The organism is Haematobacter missouriensis (assembly GCF_000740775.1).
GTDB classification, from domain to species: domain Bacteria; phylum Pseudomonadota; class Alphaproteobacteria; order Rhodobacterales; family Rhodobacteraceae; genus Haematobacter; species Haematobacter missouriensis.
Genome location: NZ_JFGS01000001.1, coordinates 127738 through 145724 on the forward strand (window position 1 = coordinate 127738; position 17987 = coordinate 145724).

Here is a 17987-nt window from a genome sequence, read left to right on the forward strand (position 1 = left end):
TGAAGCTAGCGCAGTCGGCTCTGGTCTGGAAGCCGGCTTGCCGGGGCGCGTTACGGGGGGTATGGTCTCCGAGTTCCCACCATATCTTGTGGCCATTCTATCGGAGCCCCCATCATGCCGATTAATCCCGACCAGCAATCTCAGATCGATGCGCTGCGCGCCACACCGCGCGAGACACTGCGCGCTGTGTCGGACGGGATGGAGAAACACCTCTACCTTGCGCATGAGGTGCTCGACCATGGTTTCGTGCGCGTGGTGGATTACATGGGCGACGACGCCGCCATCGTGCAGGCCGCCCGTGTGAGCTATGGCGCGGGGACCAAGGCCACGCGGGACGATGCGGGGTTGATCCGCTATCTCATGCGCCACTGGCACTCCACCCCGTTCGAGATGTGCGAGGTCAAGCTGCATGTGAAGCTGCCGATCTTCGTGGCGCGACAGTGGATCCGGCACCGGACGGCCAATGTGAATGAGTATTCCGGCCGTTACTCGATCCTGGACAGGGAGTTCTACATTCCCGCGCCCGAGCATCTGGCCGCGCAGTCGCGCAAGAACCATCAGGGTCGCGATCAGGTGCTGGAGGGGGAGGAGGCCGCACGCGTGCTCTCCCTGCTCAAGGAAGACGCGGGCCGCGCCTATGACCATTACGAGGCGATGTTGAGCGAGGAGGGGCAGCAGGGTCTCGCCCGCGAGTTGGCCCGCATGAACCTGCCCGCAAACATCTATACCCAGTGGTATTGGAAGACCGACCTGCACAACCTCTTCCACTTCCTGCGGCTTCGCGCCGATTCGCACGCGCAATATGAAATCCGGGTCTATGCCGATGCGATCTGCCGCATCGTTGCGGACTGGGTTCCGCATGCCTATGCGGCGTTCGAGGATTACCGCATGGGTGCAGTTCAGCTTTCGGCGAAAGGCGTCGATGTGTTGCAGCGCCGCCTGCGGGGGGAGACGGTCACCCAGGAAACCTCCGGCATGTCCAAGGGCGAATGGCGGGAGTTCGCCGCCGTCTGGGGAGAGGCGGAGTGATCACCCTTTACGGCATTTCCACCTGCGACACCTGCCGAAAGGCGCTGGCGAGCCTGCGGGAGAGGGGAGAGGTCACCTTTCACGACATTCGCAAGCAACCGCTCTCCAACATGGAGATCGGGCGCTTTCTGACAGCCTTCGGGGACAAGCTCGTCAACAGGGCCTCGACGACTTGGCGCGGCCTGTCGGAGGAGGAGCGTAGCCGGTCTCCGCAAGCGCTCCTCTCGGAGCATCCGGCCCTCATGAAACGGCCAGTGATAGAGGCAGGGGATCGCCTGACCCTTGGCTGGCAGGAGGACGTGCGGAAGCTCTGGCTCTGACGATTGGCCGCCTCAACCCAAGAGCGGGCATCCATGGGTTACCTGCCTGCCGCGCTGACGGAAGGCTAAGGGTTTCCCGACGAGCCTCTGTCACAGGGGAGCAAGCCTCGCGGGTTGCTCCTCCACTTGAGGGAGGCCCGTGGTCGGTATCGGCTTTGCCCCTGGCCGCGGATCGCAATCCACAAATGGGAACGGCCCGAAACCGCATGACGCGTGTTCCGGGCCGCCCGAATGATGGTGGCGCTGTTAGAGCAGGCGCAGGTCCGAAGCCGACGAACGCCCGTCGCGGCCGGATTGAAGTTCGTAGCCGATCTTCTGGTTGTCGTTCAGGCCCTTCAGCCCGGCACGTTCAACGGCCGAGATATGCACGAACACATCTTTGCCGCCATCGTCCGGGGCGATGAAGCCATAGCCCTTCGTCGTATTGAACCATTTCACGGTGCCAGTCGGCATTCCGTCTCTCCTTTTAGAACTCCCGACGCGGGACTGCGGCGGGCCGTGCTGCCGGGTCTTCCAAGTCTCCGGCTGCCTGGGTCATCAGGAGGCGGTCGCAGAAAGTCCGTTGTCACGGACAGAAGGAATGACTCATCCCCCGCCAAAATCAAGACGGTTTCTGCACAAGGTCGTTGGGCGCGCGGCTTTTAGCTCTGCACCGGGGGGGCCGCAAGGTCGGGCGCGAGGGCTTCTCTGGCAAGTTGCTCCACCGCCGCGTCAAGTGTCAGTGACTCGCTCCGGTTCTCGCCCAGACGACGGAGAGAAACTGTCCGTTCTTCCACTTCCTTCATCCCGATCGCCAGAATCACAGGCACTTTGCCCACCGAATGCTCGCGCACCTTATAGTTAATCTTCTCGTTGCGGGTATCTGCTTCCGCCCGAAGTCCGGCAGCGCGCAGAGATTCAACGATCTCAATCACATAATCGTCGGCATCCGACACGATAGAGGCGACCACCACCTGCCGGGGCGCAATCCAGAACGGCAGCTTGCCCGCGTAGTTTTCGATCAGGATGCCGATGAACCGCTCGAATGACCCAAGGATAGCCCGGTGCAGCATGTAGGGACGGTGTTTGCCACCGTCCTCTCCCACGTATTCCGCGCCGAGGCGCGTGGGCAGGTTGGGATCGACCTGGAAGGTGCCGCACTGCCACTCCCGCCCGATGGCGTCGGTCAGTTTGAAGTCGAGCTTAGGCCCATAGAATGCACCTTCACCCGGATCGACGACATAGGGCACGCCGACATGCCGGATGGCCGATTCGAGCGCGTTCTCCACCTTGTCCCAGGTTTCGTCCGAGCCGATTCGCACATCGGGCCGGGTGGAGAGCTTGATGTCGAACTTCTCGAAGCCGAGGTCGCGATAGACGGAGGCCAGCAGCGCGATGAAGCTCGCGCATTCCGCCTCGATCTGATCCTCGGTGCAGAAGATATGCGCGTCGTCCTGGGTAAAGCCGCGCACCCGCATCAGCCCGTGCATCGAACCCGAAGATTCGAACCGGTGGCAGGAGCCGAACTCCGCGAGCCGGAGAGGCAGGTCGCGATAGGACTTCAGGCCCTGATTGTAGACCTGCACGTGGCAGGGGCAGTTCATCGGCTTCAGCGCGTTGATGCGCCGTTCCTTGTGGTCATCCTCGTCCACCTCGACGATGAACATGTTCTCGCGGTAGGCCTCCCAGTGTCCGGATTTCTCCCAAAGCACGCGGTCCACCACCTGCGGCGTGCGAATCTCGCGGTAATCCGCACGGGCGAGCCTGCGGCGCATGTAGTCTTCCAGCGTGCGATAGATCGTCCAGCCGTTCGGGTGCCAGAACACCATGCCAGGCGCTTCTTCCTGAAGATGGAACAGGTCCATCTCCTTGCCCAGCCGCCGGTGGTCGCGCTTCGCCGCTTCCTCCAGCATGGTGACATAGGCCTTCAGGTCGTCGCGGTTGCGGAAAGCGACACCGTAGATGCGTTGGAGCTGCTTGTTGTTCGAATCACCGCGCCAGTAAGCCCCGGCGACGGACATCAGCTTGAAAGCGTCCGGCGGCACCTGCCCGGTGTTCTGGAGATGCGGACCACGGCAGAGATCCTGCCAGTGGCCGTGCCAGTACATGCGGATCTTCTGCTCTTCCGGGATCGCCTCGACCAGCTCGACCTTGAACGGTTCGTGGCGGTCCTCGTAGTAGGCGATGGCGCGCGCGCGGTCCCAGACCTCGGTCTTCACGGGATCGCGGAGCGCGATGATCTCCTTCATGCGCTTCTCGATCGCGCCGAGATCTTCCGGAGTGAAGGGCTCCTCCCGGTCGAAGTCGTAATACCAGCCGTTCTGGATCACCGGCCCGATGGTGACCTTCACCTCTGGCCACAGCTCCTGAACCGCGCGCGCCATGATATGCGCAAGGTCGTGCCGGATCAGTTCCAGCGCCTGGGGCTGATCCTGCATGGTATGGATCTCGATGGCGGCATCGAACTCGATCGGCCATTGCAGGTCGAAATGAGCGCCGTTCACCGTGGCCGAGATCGCCTTCTTGGCCAGGGAGTTGGAGATGGAGGCCGCGACCTCGCCCGGCGTGGTGCCGGCAGGGTAGTCGCGTTTCGATCCATCGGGAAAGGACAGGGAAATCTGGGCCATGAAAGGCTCTCCTCGTCGGTCTGGCGCCCACGGAACGCCCGGTTGCGGGTTATCCCGTCTCTCTAGGGCCGCGCCGCGCGGGATGTCAACCGCATGGCGAAAGGCACCTGCCATGCTATGAGGGGCACAACATAGGAGGAGAGATGATGGGCGAAGTGGCCTTGCTGATCGTGGACATGCAGAACGACTACTTTCCCGGCGGACGCTGGCCGCTGGAGGGAGTGGAGGAGGCGGCGGCGCGTGCCGCGGGTCTTCTCGCCGCCTTTCGTGCGGCAGGAGAGCCCGTGATCCACATTCGCCACGAATCGACACGGGAGCCTTCGCCCTTCTTCACTCCCGGAACGCCGGGGGCGGAGATCCATCCGGCGCTCGCACCCGAGCGGGGGGAGGCCATCATCGTGAAGAACTTCCCCAACAGCTTTCGGAGCACGGGTCTTCATGAAGTGCTGGAGGGCTGGCGCGCGGAGCATCTGGTGATCGTGGGAGCGATGACGCACATGTGCATCGACGCGACCGTTCGAGCAGCCGCCGATCTTGGTTATCGGGTGACAGTCGCGGGGGATGCCTGCGCCACGCGGGCGCTGGAATTCCGTGGCCGGGAAGTGTCTGCCGACGAGGTGCAGACGGCCTTTCTCGCAGCTTTGGCCTTTGGTTACGCTTCCGTCGTCACGGCGGGTGAGGCAGCAGGCCTTGTTTCGGCCTGAGAGCTTGCGGCAGGTCGGTGTGGCTGGCATCACGACGCTGGAAGGTTTCGGAGGAAGCTGCCATGCAAGACTATCTGCTTACGCCGGAGGGGCGCAGGCTCGCTTACAACCGCATCCCCGGTCGCGGGCCGGGCGTGGTGTTTCTGGGTGGCCTGCGATCCGACATGACGGGGACGAAGGCACTCTACCTGCAGGATTGGGCGGAAAGCGAGGGCCGGGCCTTTCTGCGCTTTGATTATTCGGGCCACGGCCAGTCTTCCGGCACCTTCGAGGAGGGGGCGATCGGCGACTGGTTCGAGGATGCAACCCATGTGATCGATCGGATGACGGAAGGGCCGCAGATCCTCGTCGGCTCATCCATGGGCGGTTGGATCGCGCTGCTGCTGGCGCGGTCGATGCCGGAGCGCGTGGCGGGGCTGGTGACAATCGCCGCCGCCCCGGATTTCACCGAGGATGACATGTGGGGGGGGATGAGCGATGCAGAGCGGGAGCTGCTACTTTCTCGCGGCTATGTCGAGCAGCCCTCAGACTATGATGGACCCTATCGCATCAGCCGCCGGTTCATAGAGGATGGCAGGGACCGGCTGATCCTCCGAAGCCCGCTGCCGCTGCCGTTTCCCGTCCGTCTCCTGCATGGGACAGCCGATGAAACCGTGCCATGGGAGCGGGGGATGCGGGTGCTTGAACACGCCAAGGGCGGGGACATCCGGCTGACGCTGGTCAAAGGTGCCGATCACCGGTTTTCGACGCCGGAATGCCTCGCCCTCATTACCGCGTCCATAGGCGAGGTGCTCGGGTAGGAGGCTGCCGGGCTCAAGATGCCGCCCGGCAATCCATTGATCCTCTCTCAAACCGGAACCGTGTCCGGCGCCGCGCCGCTGCCGGCGGAGGGGGAGACCACGCTTGCCTTGCGGCGCGGTGCGGCCTTTGGCTTTTCATCCTGCGGCTTGCCGGCGCGATCCAGAAAATCAAGCACATAGGGGCGGATGTTCTTGCGCCAGGAGGAGCCTGCGAAGATGCCATAATGGCCGGCGTTCGGTTCCAGGTAATAACCCTTCATCTCCTCCGGCAGGCCGGTGAGCAGGTCGAGCGCGGCCTTGCACTGGCCAGGGGCGGAGATGTCGTCCTTCTCTCCTTCGACGACGATGACCGCGGTCCTGTCGATCTTGCCGATATCCACGTGTTCGCCTTCGATAGTGAAGACATTCCGCGCCACCTCACGGTCCTTGAAGATGCGCTCCACCGTGGAGAGATAGAATTCCGCCGTCATGTCCATGACCGCAAGATATTCATCATAGAAACGATTGTGCTGATCGTGGTCGCTGGCGGTGCCCTGTGCGACGGCGAGGATCTGGTTCGTGAACGCCTCCGTATGACGTTCCCGGTTCATCGCGATGAAGGAGGAGAGCTGAAGCAGGCCGGGGTAGACCAGCCGCCCCACGCCCGGATATTTGAAGCCGACACGTTCTATGAACAACCGCTCGAGTTGGCCCATGGTGACGCTGTCGCCGAAATCGGTCACCTCGGTCGGTTTCGCTGCCGGATCGATCGGGCCACCGATGAGTGTCATGGACTTCGGCTGGGCCTCCGGCTCATGCTGCGCGAGCCAAGCCCCCGCGACAAGCGCCAGCGGGGCGGGCTGGCAGATGGCGATCAAGTGAATATCCGGCCCGAGGTGGCGGATGAAGTCCACAAGGGTAAGGGCGAAATCCTCAACGTCGAACTTGCCCTCGGACACCGGAATGTCGCGGGCATTGCGCCAGTCGGTGACATAGACCTCGCAGTCGGGCAGCAGGCTCGCCACGGTTGAGCGGCACAGAGTCGCGTAGTGGCCGGACATCGGCGCGACGAGAAGCACGCGCCGTGACATCTGCTCCCGTCCTTCGACCTGAAAATGGACGAGGTCGCAGAAGGGTCGCCGCGCAACGACAGCTGTTTCCACCACCAGATCGGTGCCGTCCGCGCCCGTGACGGTGCGAATTCCCCAGTCCGGCTTCACAACCATCCGGGAGAAGCTCCGCTCCGCCACCTCCCCCCAGGCCGCCATCAGGGCGAGCGCGGGGTTCGGGACGGGGGCGAGGGCGGGGTAGCTCGCCATGGCACGGGCCGTTGCACCCAGCCACTCGCTGGTGTTGCGCAAGGTCTCCATCATGTCGTAGCCGGTCATTGTCTTTATCATCGCGCTCTCCTGCCAAGTGCAGCCTGGGGCAATTCGTCGCTTCCCCCCCAGTTTGGGCGACGCTATGCTTCCTGTAAGTCTAGGGGGGAGCCAGGGAGATGACAACGGGAACGCGTGGTCGCTCGCGGAGCGGCAAGCCGACGGGGGAGGATGACCTAACGGAAACCCCACCGGAACTGACGCCAGCCGACCACCTCGAACGCATGAACGAAAGCCTCGCGCGGGTGGAGGAACTCCGTCAGCGCATGATTGCGGCACTCGCCCGCCGCAGGCCCATGGATCCCGGGCTTTCAGCCCCTGGGGGCGATCTCTTCATGAAGGCCGCGGCGGGCTACGTGGCGGAGATGATGCAAAATCCCGGTCGGATCCTTGAGCATCAGATCGGCTACTGGGGCAAAGCCGTCCGTCATTACATGGACGCACAGCAGGCGCTTAACAGCGGTCGCTTTACGCCGCCCGATGATCGCGGGCCGCGGGACCGCCGCTTTGCGAACCCGCTTTGGGACAGCCATCCGTTCTTCAATTACGTAAAGCAACAGTATCTGATTTCGGTGGAGGCAGCGCATCAGGCCGTGGCCGACATGCAGCTTGACGAAAAAGAGCGGCAGAGGGTCGACTTCTTTACCCGCCAGATGCTCGACATGTTGTCGCCAACGAATTTCTTCGGCACCAACCCTGACGCGTTGGAGCGGGCGGTAGCGACCGACGGTGAATCGATCGTCAAGGGAATGGAAAACCTCGTTGCCGATCTGGAGGCGAACGAGGGGGAGCTTCTGGTGACGCTGGCGGACCGGCGGGCTTTTCAGGTGGGCGAAAACCTTGCCACCACAGAGGGTTCCATCGTCTTCCGCAATCGGCTTTTCGAACTCATCCAGTATTCGCCCAAGACGGAGAAGGTGAAGCAGCTTCCGCTCCTCATCTTTCCTCCGTGGATCAATAAATACTACATTCTTGACCTCAAGCCGCAGAATTCCTTCATCCGCTGGGTGGTGGAGCAGGGGTATACGGTTTTCGTCGTGAGCTGGGTCAACCCGGACGAGTCGCTCGCGGATGCCGGGCTGGACACCTACATCGAAGAGGGCTTCCTGAGGGCGATCGAGACCGTGCGCGACATCACCGGTGAAGAACAGGTGAATGCGGTCGGTTACTGTATTGCTGGTACGACCTTGGCGCTGACCTTGGCATTGCTCCGCAAGCGGGGGCTGAATCCGGTGAAGTCGGCCTCCTTCCTGACGACGCTCACGGATTTCTCCGACCAAGGGGAATTCACGGCCTTTCTGTCCGACGATTTCGTCGATGCTATCGAACGGCAAGCCTATGAGAAGGGCTATCTGGCCGCCTATTTCATGGCCAGGACCTTTTCCTATCTGCGGGCGAATGATCTGGTCTACGGTCCGGCAATCCGCAGCTACATGATGGGTGATGCTCCTCCGGCCTTCGACCTGCTGTATTGGAACGGAGATTCGACAAATCTGCCTGCCCGGATGGCGACCGAATACCTGCGCTGGCTCTGTCAGGAGAACCGATTCGCGGAGGAGGGCATCCGGCTTTGCGGAGAGGTTCTGACTCTTTCCGATGTGACGGTGCCCCTCTGCGCCGTGGCCTGCGAAACGGATCACATCGCGGCATGGAAGGCCAGCTTCGCGGGCATTTCCCGTATGGGCAGCGGCGACAAGACCTTCGTTCTCGCTGAATCGGGACATGTCGCAGGGGTCATCAATCCGCCTGGCAAGGACAAGTACGGACATTACCTCGGTGTCGCACCCGAAGGCGCTTCGGAGCAGTGGCGTTCCTCCGCGCAGCGCCATTCCGGGAGCTGGTGGCCGAGCTGGGAAGGCTGGCTTCGCCAGCGCGCGGGAGCGGACGTGGATGCGCGCCTTCCAGGGACGGGCAATCACCCTGTTCTTGGTGAGGCTCCGGGGGAATATGTGCGTTCCAAGCTACCCGCAGGCCAATAACTCCCTGAGCTGACAGCCTTTTAAATGTTCTGCATCGCAGCAAGAAAAATCTTGAAATGCTGCGGTGCAGCACCTACCTTGGGCTCAGCGCGCAGTATAGTATTTGTGGAGGGAAAAATGGCTAAAACTCAGGATTTCACCAAGATGGTGCAGGATATGATGTCGGCATTTCCGGTGGACGCCCATGCGTTCCAGGAAGCATTCAAGACCCAGGCTGCTCTGGGCGAGCGGATGACGAAGGTCGTGCTCGAAGCTGCAGAGAAATCCACGGAAATCTCCAGCCGCTGGACGAAGGAGTCGATCGCGAAGGTCGGCGAACTCGCTCGCGTCAAGGAAGAGCCGGGTGATTACTCCAAGGCGCTGTCCGAGTTTGCTTCTTCCTCGGCGGAAATGGCTGCCGAAAATCTGGCGGCCTTTGCCGAAGTGGCGAAGAAGGTGCAGATGGAAACTGTCGAGCTGATGCTTGCTGCTGGCAAGGATATTTCGGAAGACGCGACCGCTGCGGTGAAAAAGGCCACGACCGAAGCCACGGCTGCCGCTGCTCGCGCTTCGAAAGCTGCACCGACGGCTGTAAAGTCCTGATCGTTACGACGATTTGTCAGTGGGGACGGGCCATGGCCCGTCCTTTTTCATTTGGAGGAACGAGGCAGGTTTCTTTTTGGAAATCTCTGGCCTAGATTCGGGATAGAAAGTGACGGGGGGATGGAAAGTGGCAGAGAATGAGAAGCCGCTGCTGATCAAGCGGTATGCGAGCCGCAGGCTCTACAATACCGAAACCAGCGATTACGTGACGCTGGAGGATATCGCGCGGTTCATTCGTGACGGGCGCGAGGTCAAGATCGTTGACCTCAAGTCCGGGGATGATCTCACGCGCCAATATCTTCTCCAGATCATCGCTGAACATGAGAGCCGGGGTGAGAATGTCCTCCCTCTGACGGTGCTCACCGATCTGGTCCGCAGTTATACCACCCAGGCGCAGAGCGTCGTGCCGCAATTCCTTGCCATGTCCTTCGACATGCTGCGCGAAGGGCCGGGACGAATGATGGAGGGGCTGACCACCTATCCCAATCCGATGTCGGCCATGCCAGGTTTCGAGGCGATGCAGCGCCAACAGCAAGCATTTCTGAAGACGCTCATGCGGGGTTGGGCGCCCGCCTCGTCCAAGGAAGAGGAGCCGGTTTCGACTTCCTCCGAACTGGCGGATATAAAGCGCCAACTTGCCGAACTTCAGGAGCGGCTTTCCGGCCGGAAGTGAGTCTGGCAGCCCGCCCCGTTCCGGGCGGGCTGCAATCGCCGATCACGCGACTTCGGCAAAGACCTGCTTCAACGCGGTTTCCAATTTCTCGAACATCTCGTCCATCTGGGACTCTGTCATGATGAACGGAGGACAGAGAACAACAGACTGCCCCAGCGGCCGACAGATCAGCCCGTGATCCGTGCAGGTATTTGCGATCCGCTCGGAGACGGAGAGTTTGCCGTCAAACGGCGTCTTGGTCGCCTTGTCCTTCACGGCCTCCAACGCGCCCATCAGACCCTTGCCCCGCCATTCGCCGATGTTCGGGTTTTCCGCCAGCCGCGCAAGCCCGGCCTCGAAGCGCGGCGTCAGTTCACGCGCGCGATCCGCCAGCCCCTCGTTCATGATGACGTCGATGGCCTTCAGCGCCACTGCACAACCGACCGGATGGCCCGAGGCGGTGAAACCGTGAGGAAACTCCTCGATTGCCTCGGAAGCAGCCTGCATCCGATCGGCAAGATCCGGGCCGAGGATGATCGCTCCCATCGGGAAATACCCCGCCGTCAGCGCCTTTGAGGAGATGATGGCATCCGGCACGAAGTCGTAGGTCTCACACCCCCAGGTATTTCCGGTTCGGCCGAACCCGCAGATCACCTCATCCGAGATGAGCGGAATGCCGTACTTCTTCAGGATCGGCTGCACTGCCTGAAAGTAGCCTTTAGAGGGGGGGATCACCCCGCCTGCGCCCTGAACCGGCTCGGCAAAGAACCCGGCGATTGTGTCAGGCCCTTCGGCGAGGATCGTGTCCTCCAGCTCTTTCGCCATGCGTTGGGTAAACTGCTCCTCCGTCTCGCCCTGCTCTCCGAAGCGCCAATAATGCGGGCAGGAGAGATGAAGGAACCCCGGCAGCGGCAACCCGAAGACGGAATTGTAGGGCTTGCCGGTCATGGAGGCCGAGACCGCTGTGACGCCATGATAGGCATTCACGCGTGTCAGGATCTTCCGCCGCTCGGGCTTGCCCTCCGACTGGGCAAGGAACCAGAGCATCTTGACCATGGTGTCGTTCGCCTCCGACCCGGAGTTGGTGTAGAACACCTTGCCTCGCGGGAAGGGGGAAACATCGACCAGCCGCTCAGACAGCATGACCGTCTGGTCCGACATGCGCCCGAAGAACGCGTGGTAGCCCGGGAAGCGGGCGAACTGCTCCTGCCCGGCGGCGATCAGCCCGGGATGATCGAATCCCGCGACCATGTTCCATAGGCCGGAATTGGCGTCGAGATACCGCTTACCATGAGTATCGACGATATAAGGCCCCTCGCCATGCGTGAGGACGACCGTGCCGCGTTTATGGACGGAGGGGAGGTCTGTGAAACCGTATAGGCTGTATTCTTCTGCCCGGGCTTCCCAGCTGTTCGGCACATCGTCACGCATTGCACGGTCCTTTCCTTGGCTCGTCTGAAAGCTAGCCCCTGCGCCACGTTTCTTCAACAGCAGCTCAGACTCCCAACCGGTCGCGCAGACCATACCATGTCATCGCCAGCGCAAGGAGAGGGTGGCGCAACGCGGCACCCCCGGGGAAGCGGGGCGTAGGCAGGCCCGCCATCAGGTCGAACCGTTCCGACTGACCGGCCACTGCCTCTGCCATTATCCGCCCGGCGAGCGTCGCAAGCGCGACGCCGTGCCCGGAGTACCCCGAGGCCGACAGCAGGTTGGGCCCGAGGCGGAGAAAACAGGGCAGGCGCGTCATCGTGATGGCCAGCGTCCCGCCCCAAGCATAGTCTATCCGGATGTTACGGAGCTGCGGATAGACCTGAAGCATGGGCTTCCGCACCGTTGTGATCACATCGGGAAAGCGATAACCGAAACTCTCTCCTCCGCCGAACAGCAGCCGGTTGTCCTCCGACAGCCGCCAGTAATTCACCACAAAGCGTGTATCGGCCACCGCGATGGGCTGGGCCAGAATATCCCGCGCGGCATCCCCCAGCGGTTCGGTCGCGACGATGAAATTGTTGATCGGCATGACCCGCGCCGCGATCTCCGGCACCAGATCGCCGAGGTAGCCATTGCAGGCGAGGATCACATGATCCGCTGTAACGCTGCCGTTCGCGGTGACGACGCGCGTCTTCTGCCCGCGGGCAATGCCGGTGACGAGGGTATTCTCGTATAAGATGACGCCCGCCGACTCTGCGGCCTGCGCCAGACCGATGGCAAAGTTCAGCGGGTGGATATGGCCTGCGCCGTGGTCGATGTCACCGCCAATATAACCCTCAGATCCGATCAGCGCCCGAATGCCCGCATGGTCCAGCGGCTCCAGTTGATCGTAGCCATAGTCGTGGGCGAGCTTCTCCGCCATGGTGTGGGAATGACGAACTTCGGCCTCCGTCCGGCAAGCATGGGCCACGCCGGGATGGAAACGGACCGGCATTGCATGGCGGGCGATCAGGTCGCGGACCAGCGCTTTTGCCTCTTCTGCAATAGACCACAGACGGTGGGCATCGTCTCGCCCCATGCGCCGTTCAAGCTCGTCCTGCTCCAGCCGTTGGCCGGAGCCAACCTGTCCACCGTTTCGCCCCGAAGCGCCGAAACCCGCGCGATGCGCCTCCAGCAATACGACGGAATAGCCTCGCTCGGCGAGATGCAGGGCTGCGGACAGACCCGTATAGCCTCCACCCACGACGCAGACATCGGCCCGATGCGAGCCCTGAAGCGGGGGCGCGGGCTCCCGCTCCGTGGCTGTCGCAGCATAATAGCTGGGGGGAAAGGATCCCTGCCGGTCATTGGCGGTGAGAAGGTTCATACGTTGAGCAGCAGGTGCTCCCGCTCCCACGGGCTGATGACTTGAAGGAATTCCTTGTATTCGTTCCGCTTTACCGAGTCATAGACGGAGCAGAAGCCAAGGCCCAGAACCTCTCGCACGCCCTCGTCCTCAGCGAACAGGTCGAGCGCATCGCCGAGATTGTAGGGCAACTCGTCGGCGGACATATAGGCGTCGCCCAGACATTCGGGACGCGGCATCTTCTGTTCCAGGAGACCCAGATAGCCGCAGGCGAGCGATGCGGCCAGCCCCAGATAAGGGTTGCAGTCCATGCCGGCGAGCCGGTTTTCGATCCGCCGCCCGGAGGGCTCGGCGATTGGCACGCGCAGCCCCGTCGTCCGGTTGTCACGCCCCCATTCGAGGTTGATGGGTGCTGCGAAATCCGGGACATAGCGCCGGTAACTGTTCACATAAGGCGCCAGCAACGCAATGACCGCAGGCAGGTGGTTCTGCATCCCGGCGATGAAATGCAGGAATGCCTCCGTCTCCGCGCCCTTTGCATCTGAAAAGATGTTCTGTCCTGTTGCGGTATCCACTACCGAATGGTGGATATGCATGGCGGATCCCGGCTCGCCCTCGATAGGCTTGGCCATGAAGGTCGCGAAACAGTCGTGGCGAAGCGCGGCTTCCCGGATCAGGCGCTTGAAGTAGAAGATCTCGTCGGCCAGCCGCACCGGGTCGCCGTGGGCGAGGTTGATCTCCACCTGGCCCGCCCCGCCTTCCTGAAGGATGCCGTCGATCTCGAACCCCTGCGCCTCCGCGAAATCGTAGATATCGTCGATCACCGGACCGTATTCATCGACCGCGGACATGGAATATGCCTGCTTGGCCGCCGCACGACGGCCCGACCGGCCCATCGGCGGCTGTACCGGCATGTTTGGGTCGATGTTGCGCGCGACGAGGAAGAATTCCATCTCCGGCGCGACGATCGGGGTCCACCCCTTTTCCTTGTAGAGATGCAGGACGCGTTTCAACACATTGCGGGGCGCAGCGGCGACCGGTTCCCCCGTCTGGTCGATGGCGTCATGGATCACCTGAAGAGTGACATCGGCCGTCCACGGCGCGGCGGTTGCGGTGGAGAAATCCGGCGCCATGATCATGTCCGGCTCGGTGAAGGCACCTGTCGGATTATCGGCCCAATCCCCGGTGATCGTCTGGAGAAAGATCGAGTTCGGCAAGAAGAAGGAGGTCTGCTTGGCGAACTTGAACGCGGGCATCGCCTTGCCTCGGGCGACGCCCGCAATGTCGGAGACGATGCATTCCACTTCATCCACCCGGCGACCCTGAATGTAACGTTGCGCGGCTTCCGGGAGCTTTTCGGTCCAGTCAGACATGAGCCCTCTGCATAAGAAAATCGGCGATCCGGTCGGCGAGAAGGGCGGAGCCGCTTTGTGTATCGGCCTCATCCTGCGTCAGGCGGGTAAGGGCGGCGGAGACCTTGTCGTCCGGCACGCTGCCGCTCCGATGGTCGATAAGGCCCTGCGTCACCGTGCTGTCGAACTCGGGATGTGCCTGCACGGTAAATATATCCTCGCCATAGGCCAGCGCTGCATTGTCGCAGAAACCGGAGGAGCCGACGACCCGCGCTCCCTCCGGCCGCTCTACCACCTGATCCTGATGCCAGGCGTTGAGAGTCACAGTCCTGTCGCCGAAGTCGTAATCCTGCGGGCCGACCGACCAGCCACCGGAGAATTTCTCCACCCGTCCGCCAAGAGCCTGCGCGATGATCTGATGTCCGAAGCAGATGCCAACCATCGGCACCTGCGCCTCCTTCACTGCGCGGATGAAGGCTTCAAGCGGCGGGATGAAGGGATGGTCCTCATAAACGCCGAAGCGAGAGCCGGTTATGATCCAGCCATCCGCATCGCGGGGAGAGGTGGGAAATTGCATGTCCAGCACACGCCAGGTGCGAAAGTCGAACCCCCGGCCTGTGAGCAGTCGCTCGAACATGTCGGGATAGTTGCCGGAAGCGGGCTGAATGGCGTCGGGCGCGTCGCCCGTCTGCAGGATGCCGATGAGCATGGGAGTCCTCGATGGAATGGGCCAACGCTATCCCCGCTCGCCGCCTTCGGCAAGCGGCTCACACCGTGTCGAGATAGAGATCCATCTGCTCATCCGGCCCGAGTTCTGCCATGTACCGCACCTCCTGCCGCTTGGTCAGCACGTAGTTGCGGATAAGTTCCTGGGGAAATATTCGCGCGACCAACGGAGAGGTTTCGAAATCGTCGATCGCCTCTTGCCACGATGCGGGCAGGCGAGGCGAGGCGCTGTCATAGGCGTTGCCAAGGAGCGGCGGCGGCGGGGTCATCCCATCCTCGATGCCGATGAGTGCGGAGCCGAGAACGCCCGCGATCATCAGGTAGGGGTTCACGTCGCCGCCCGCCACACGATGTTCTATCCGTCGCGCGACCGGTTTTCCGGAGGGAATACGGATGGCGGTGGTTCGGTTTTCATAGGCCCAGCTTATTGCAGTCGGCGCATGGGCGCCGGGAACCAGTCGGTCGAAACTGTTGGCATGGGGTGCAAACACGAGCGTCGAGTCATGCAGCGCGGCAAGGCATCCGGCGACCGCGCTTTTCAGCGCAGCGGTACCCTCCGGCCCCCCGTTGTCGAAGATATTGCGCCCCTGCCGGTCCAGCACGGAGAAATGCATGTGCATCCCGTTGCCTGCATAATCTTCATAAGGCTTGGCCATAAAGCTTGCCGCGAAACCGTGCCGCCGGGCAAGGCCTTTCACCAGCAGCTTGAACAGCCACGTGTCGTCCGCCGCCTTCAGTGCATCGGACTGATGCATGAGATTGATCTCGAACTGGCCCAGACCCGCTTCCGAAATGGCGGTGTCGGCGGGAATGTCCATCTCCTCGCAGGCATCATAGAGATCGGTGAAGAAGCGGTCGAAAGCATCCAGCGCGCGAAGGGCCAGCGTCTCCGCTCCGATCCGCCGCTTGCCCGAGCGCGGCGATTTGGGCATCTGGGGGCGCTTGCCGGAATCGTCGATCAGGTAGAACTCCAGCTCGGTCGCCACTACCGGGCGCAGGCCGTCCGCCGCATAGCGCTTGAGCACAGAGGCAAGCGCATGCCGGGGATCCCCGTCGTAGGGCCGGCCATCCTCACGGAACATCCACAAGGGTAGAAGAGCGGTCGGCGCTTCCAGCCACGGCATCGGCATGAAGCCACGGTCGGTCGGTAGCAGGACGCCATCGGGATCGCCTTCGTCAAAGACAAGCGGGCTGTCCTCAACATCCTCTCCCCAGACATCCAGCGACAGCACGGAGAGGGGAAAGCGCGTCCCGTCCTCGGCGAGGCGGTCGGCGAAGCGGCGGGGAATGCGCTTGCCCCGCGCCTGTCCGTTGAGGTCAGCCGCCGCCACGCGGATGGTTCTGACTTCGGGGTGTTCGCGCAGCCAATCGTGCATTCTTTACCTGACGTATTGCGGCTTGAATCTCAGTTGTCGCCGCGCCGCCCGTGGAACATGCCGGTTGAGCCGCCGGTTCACCAGCCCGAAAAGCCCGATCACCAGCAGGGTCAGCACAATGAAGTAGAGGCCGACCAGCGGATAGGCCACGAACGGGTTGAAGGTTCTCGAAACGAAGTAGCTCGCATAATAGAGACTGTCACCCGATTGCTGCCATGCGGGGAAGGCGGAAAAGAAGACGAGCGTCGTGGCATGGAGCAGGAAGATCGCCTCGTTCGTATAGGCGGGCCACGCGAGACGCAGCATGGTCGGCCACACGATGCGCGTGAATTTCTGCCGGCTGGAGAAGCCATACGCATCCGCGGCCTCGATATCGCCTTTCGGAACCGCCATCAGCGCGCCGTAGAATATCTGCCCGGAATAGGCCGCCGTGTTCAGGCAAAGCACGACGAGCGCGCCAAGCCACGCCCGGGTGAGCCAGCGCGTTTCAACGGTGAGCGTGGTGAAACCGAGCGGGATGTCCACGCCCACCTTGGGCAGCAGCATGAAAAGTTCGTAGGCAAAGAAGAACTGGATGAAGAGCGGAGACCCGCGGAACAGGAAGATGAAGAGATCCGCCGGTTTCGACAGCCAACGCCGGGGGCTGGCCTTGGCAAGCGCAAGACCTGTGGCGAAGAAGAACCCGATCAGCAGGGCGAGCGCTGCGAAATAGATATTCCACAGCAGGCCGGATCCGATAAGGACCACCTGCTCGCAAAGCCCGATCTCTCCCGTCGGGAGCCGCCGTTCCCCGAACCCCAACGCGCGGAGGCCATAGAGTTGAAACGCCTCGCCGCAAGTCATGCCGCTCTCCTGATCTGCTCACCCGCGAGCGTGGCCTGACCCATGGCGAGCCGGCGCGTGTAACGGGCGAGAACCCGCTCGCTTATCCATGTCAGCAGGAGATACCAGGCGAGCAGGACGAGGAAGTACCACAGCCGCCAGTCGCCATGCGGATAGTCGAAATGCGAGGTCTTGGAGGCGCCAAGTTCGCGCGCCCAGTAGACAATGTCCTGAACCCCCAGCAGGAACAGGAGCGGCGTTGCCTTGATGAGGATCATCCAGAGGTTGGAAAGGCCCGGTATCGCATAGGTCCACATCTGCGGCACAAGGATGCGGCGAAAGATCTGCCCGTGGCTCATCCCGTAGGCTTCGCCCGTTTCCAGCTGCGCCTTGGGAACGGAGTTCATCGCGCCATAGATCACGTTGGCGGCGAAGGCCCCGAAGACGATGGCAAAGGCGACGACCGCCAGCGTAAACCCATAGATCTCATGGATCCACGGCGGCGAGGAGGCGAGCGGAAGCTTTGCCTCCGGGCAGACGATGAAGTCCGACCCGCGCCGGACGGGCTCGGTCCAGTCGGGGCATTTGATCTTGTGACGCATCCATTCGAGCCCTTGGTCGATCATCAGCGGCACGAACAGGAAGAACACGATATCCGGCACCCCGCGCACCATGGCGCTGTAGCCTTTGCCGATGAGGCTCACCGGCGCGAAATGCGACCGCGCGGCAACCGCTCCCGCAAAGCCAAGCGCAAGCGCAAGCGGCGCGGTGATGAGAAGAAGCGCGATCACCACCAGAAAGGAACGGTAAAACAGCAGGTGCTTGCCCGATGTCAGGTAGCACGCATACCACTGAAGGCCGTCGAGTGTAGCGGGATCGACGCAGAAGCTGAACATCGGCGGCTC

At 62.2% G+C, this 17987-nt stretch carries 17 protein-coding genes; 7 read left to right on the plus strand and 10 right to left on the minus strand.

Annotated elements, in window-relative coordinates:
- Window positions 1-114: 114 nt before the first annotated feature.
- Both thyX and CG51_RS00655 read left to right on the plus strand, forming a co-directional pair.
- Window positions 115-1029, plus strand: coding sequence for an FAD-dependent thymidylate synthase (thyX, locus tag CG51_RS00650; protein ID WP_035740785.1), 915 nt, complete (start codon window positions 115-117; stop codon window positions 1027-1029).
- The gene (locus tag CG51_RS00655) at window positions 1026-1349 is read left to right on the plus strand and encodes an arsenate reductase family protein (protein WP_428829758.1); all 324 of its coding nucleotides are present in this window, start codon (window positions 1026-1028) and stop codon (window positions 1347-1349) included. The genes thyX and CG51_RS00655 overlap by 4 nt, the downstream gene beginning before the upstream one ends.
- Window positions 1350-1595: 246 nt before the next feature.
- Here the strand turns inward: CG51_RS00655 and CG51_RS00660 are convergent, their stop codons facing one another.
- Together CG51_RS00660 and thrS are read right to left on the minus strand one after the other, a co-directional pair.
- Window positions 1596-1802, minus strand: a complete 207-nt coding sequence (locus tag CG51_RS00660) for a cold-shock protein (RefSeq protein WP_035706451.1) — start codon at window positions 1800-1802, stop codon at window positions 1596-1598.
- A 188-nt stretch (window positions 1803-1990) separates the two neighbouring features.
- Window positions 1991-3955: a threonine--tRNA ligase gene (gene thrS, locus CG51_RS00665; RefSeq protein WP_035740786.1), complete on the minus strand. Its 1965-nt coding sequence runs from the start codon at window positions 3953-3955 to the stop codon at window positions 1991-1993.
- Between the two features lie 146 nt (window positions 3956-4101).
- Here thrS and CG51_RS00670 point away from each other — a divergent pair, with 146 nt between their 5' ends.
- Window positions 4102-4659, plus strand: a complete 558-nt coding sequence (locus CG51_RS00670) for a cysteine hydrolase family protein (protein WP_035741250.1) — start codon at window positions 4102-4104, stop codon at window positions 4657-4659.
- A gap of 62 nt (window positions 4660-4721) precedes the next feature.
- Entirely contained in the window at window positions 4722-5459 is a 738-nt protein-coding gene (locus CG51_RS00675) for an alpha/beta hydrolase (protein ID WP_035740788.1), read from the plus strand.
- 47 nt (window positions 5460-5506) lie between these two features.
- Here the strand turns inward: CG51_RS00675 and phaZ are convergent, their stop codons facing one another.
- Window positions 5507-6835 carry a polyhydroxyalkanoate depolymerase gene (phaZ, locus tag CG51_RS00680; protein WP_035741252.1) on the minus strand — a complete coding sequence of 443 codons (1329 nt, stop codon included), beginning with the start codon at window positions 6833-6835 and terminating at the stop codon, window positions 5507-5509.
- 206 nt (window positions 6836-7041) lie between these two features.
- Here phaZ and CG51_RS00685 point away from each other — a divergent pair, with 206 nt between their 5' ends.
- The 3 genes from CG51_RS00685 (at window position 7042) to phaR (ending at window position 10051) form a co-directional block, all read left to right on the plus strand.
- Window positions 7042-8796 carry a PHA/PHB synthase family protein gene (locus CG51_RS00685; RefSeq protein WP_051929982.1) on the plus strand — a complete coding sequence of 585 codons (1755 nt, stop codon included), beginning with the start codon at window positions 7042-7044 and terminating at the stop codon, window positions 8794-8796.
- A gap of 117 nt (window positions 8797-8913) precedes the next feature.
- On the plus strand, window positions 8914-9378 hold the full coding sequence (locus tag CG51_RS00690; RefSeq protein WP_035740790.1) for a phasin family protein: 465 nt from the start codon (window positions 8914-8916) through the stop codon (window positions 9376-9378).
- Between the two features lie 127 nt (window positions 9379-9505).
- Window positions 9506-10051, plus strand: coding sequence for a polyhydroxyalkanoate synthesis repressor PhaR (phaR, locus tag CG51_RS00695; RefSeq protein ID WP_035740792.1), 546 nt, complete (start codon window positions 9506-9508; stop codon window positions 10049-10051).
- Between the two features lie 42 nt (window positions 10052-10093).
- Here phaR and CG51_RS00700 read toward each other — a convergent pair whose 3' ends face one another.
- From CG51_RS00700 to CG51_RS00730, 7 genes are all read right to left on the minus strand, one after another.
- Entirely contained in the window at window positions 10094-11461 is a 1368-nt protein-coding gene (locus CG51_RS00700) for an aminotransferase (RefSeq protein WP_035740794.1), read from the minus strand.
- A gap of 64 nt (window positions 11462-11525) precedes the next feature.
- Window positions 11526-12827, minus strand: a complete 1302-nt coding sequence (locus CG51_RS00705; protein ID WP_035740796.1) for an NAD(P)/FAD-dependent oxidoreductase — start codon at window positions 12825-12827, stop codon at window positions 11526-11528.
- The gene (locus CG51_RS00710) at window positions 12824-14179 is read right to left on the minus strand and encodes a glutamine synthetase family protein (protein ID WP_035740798.1); all 1356 of its coding nucleotides are present in this window, start codon (window positions 14177-14179) and stop codon (window positions 12824-12826) included. Before CG51_RS00710 ends, CG51_RS00705 begins: the two co-directional genes overlap by 4 nt.
- Window positions 14172-14867 (minus strand): type 1 glutamine amidotransferase, encoded by a 696-nt coding sequence (locus CG51_RS00715; protein ID WP_035740800.1) that lies wholly within the window; start codon window positions 14865-14867, stop codon window positions 14172-14174. Before CG51_RS00715 ends, CG51_RS00710 begins: the two co-directional genes overlap by 8 nt.
- Window positions 14868-14925: 58 nt before the next feature.
- Window positions 14926-16260, minus strand: coding sequence for a glutamine synthetase family protein (locus CG51_RS00720; RefSeq protein ID WP_035740801.1), 1335 nt, complete (start codon window positions 16258-16260; stop codon window positions 14926-14928).
- Window positions 16261-16263: 3 nt separating this feature from the next.
- Complete coding sequence (locus CG51_RS00725; protein WP_035740804.1) at window positions 16264-17103, minus strand: ABC transporter permease; 840 nt, start codon at window positions 17101-17103, stop codon at window positions 16264-16266.
- On the minus strand, window positions 17100-17978 hold the full coding sequence (locus CG51_RS00730; RefSeq protein ID WP_035740805.1) for an ABC transporter permease: 879 nt from the start codon (window positions 17976-17978) through the stop codon (window positions 17100-17102). Before CG51_RS00730 ends, CG51_RS00725 begins: the two co-directional genes overlap by 4 nt.
- Window positions 17979-17987 lie beyond the last annotated feature (9 nt).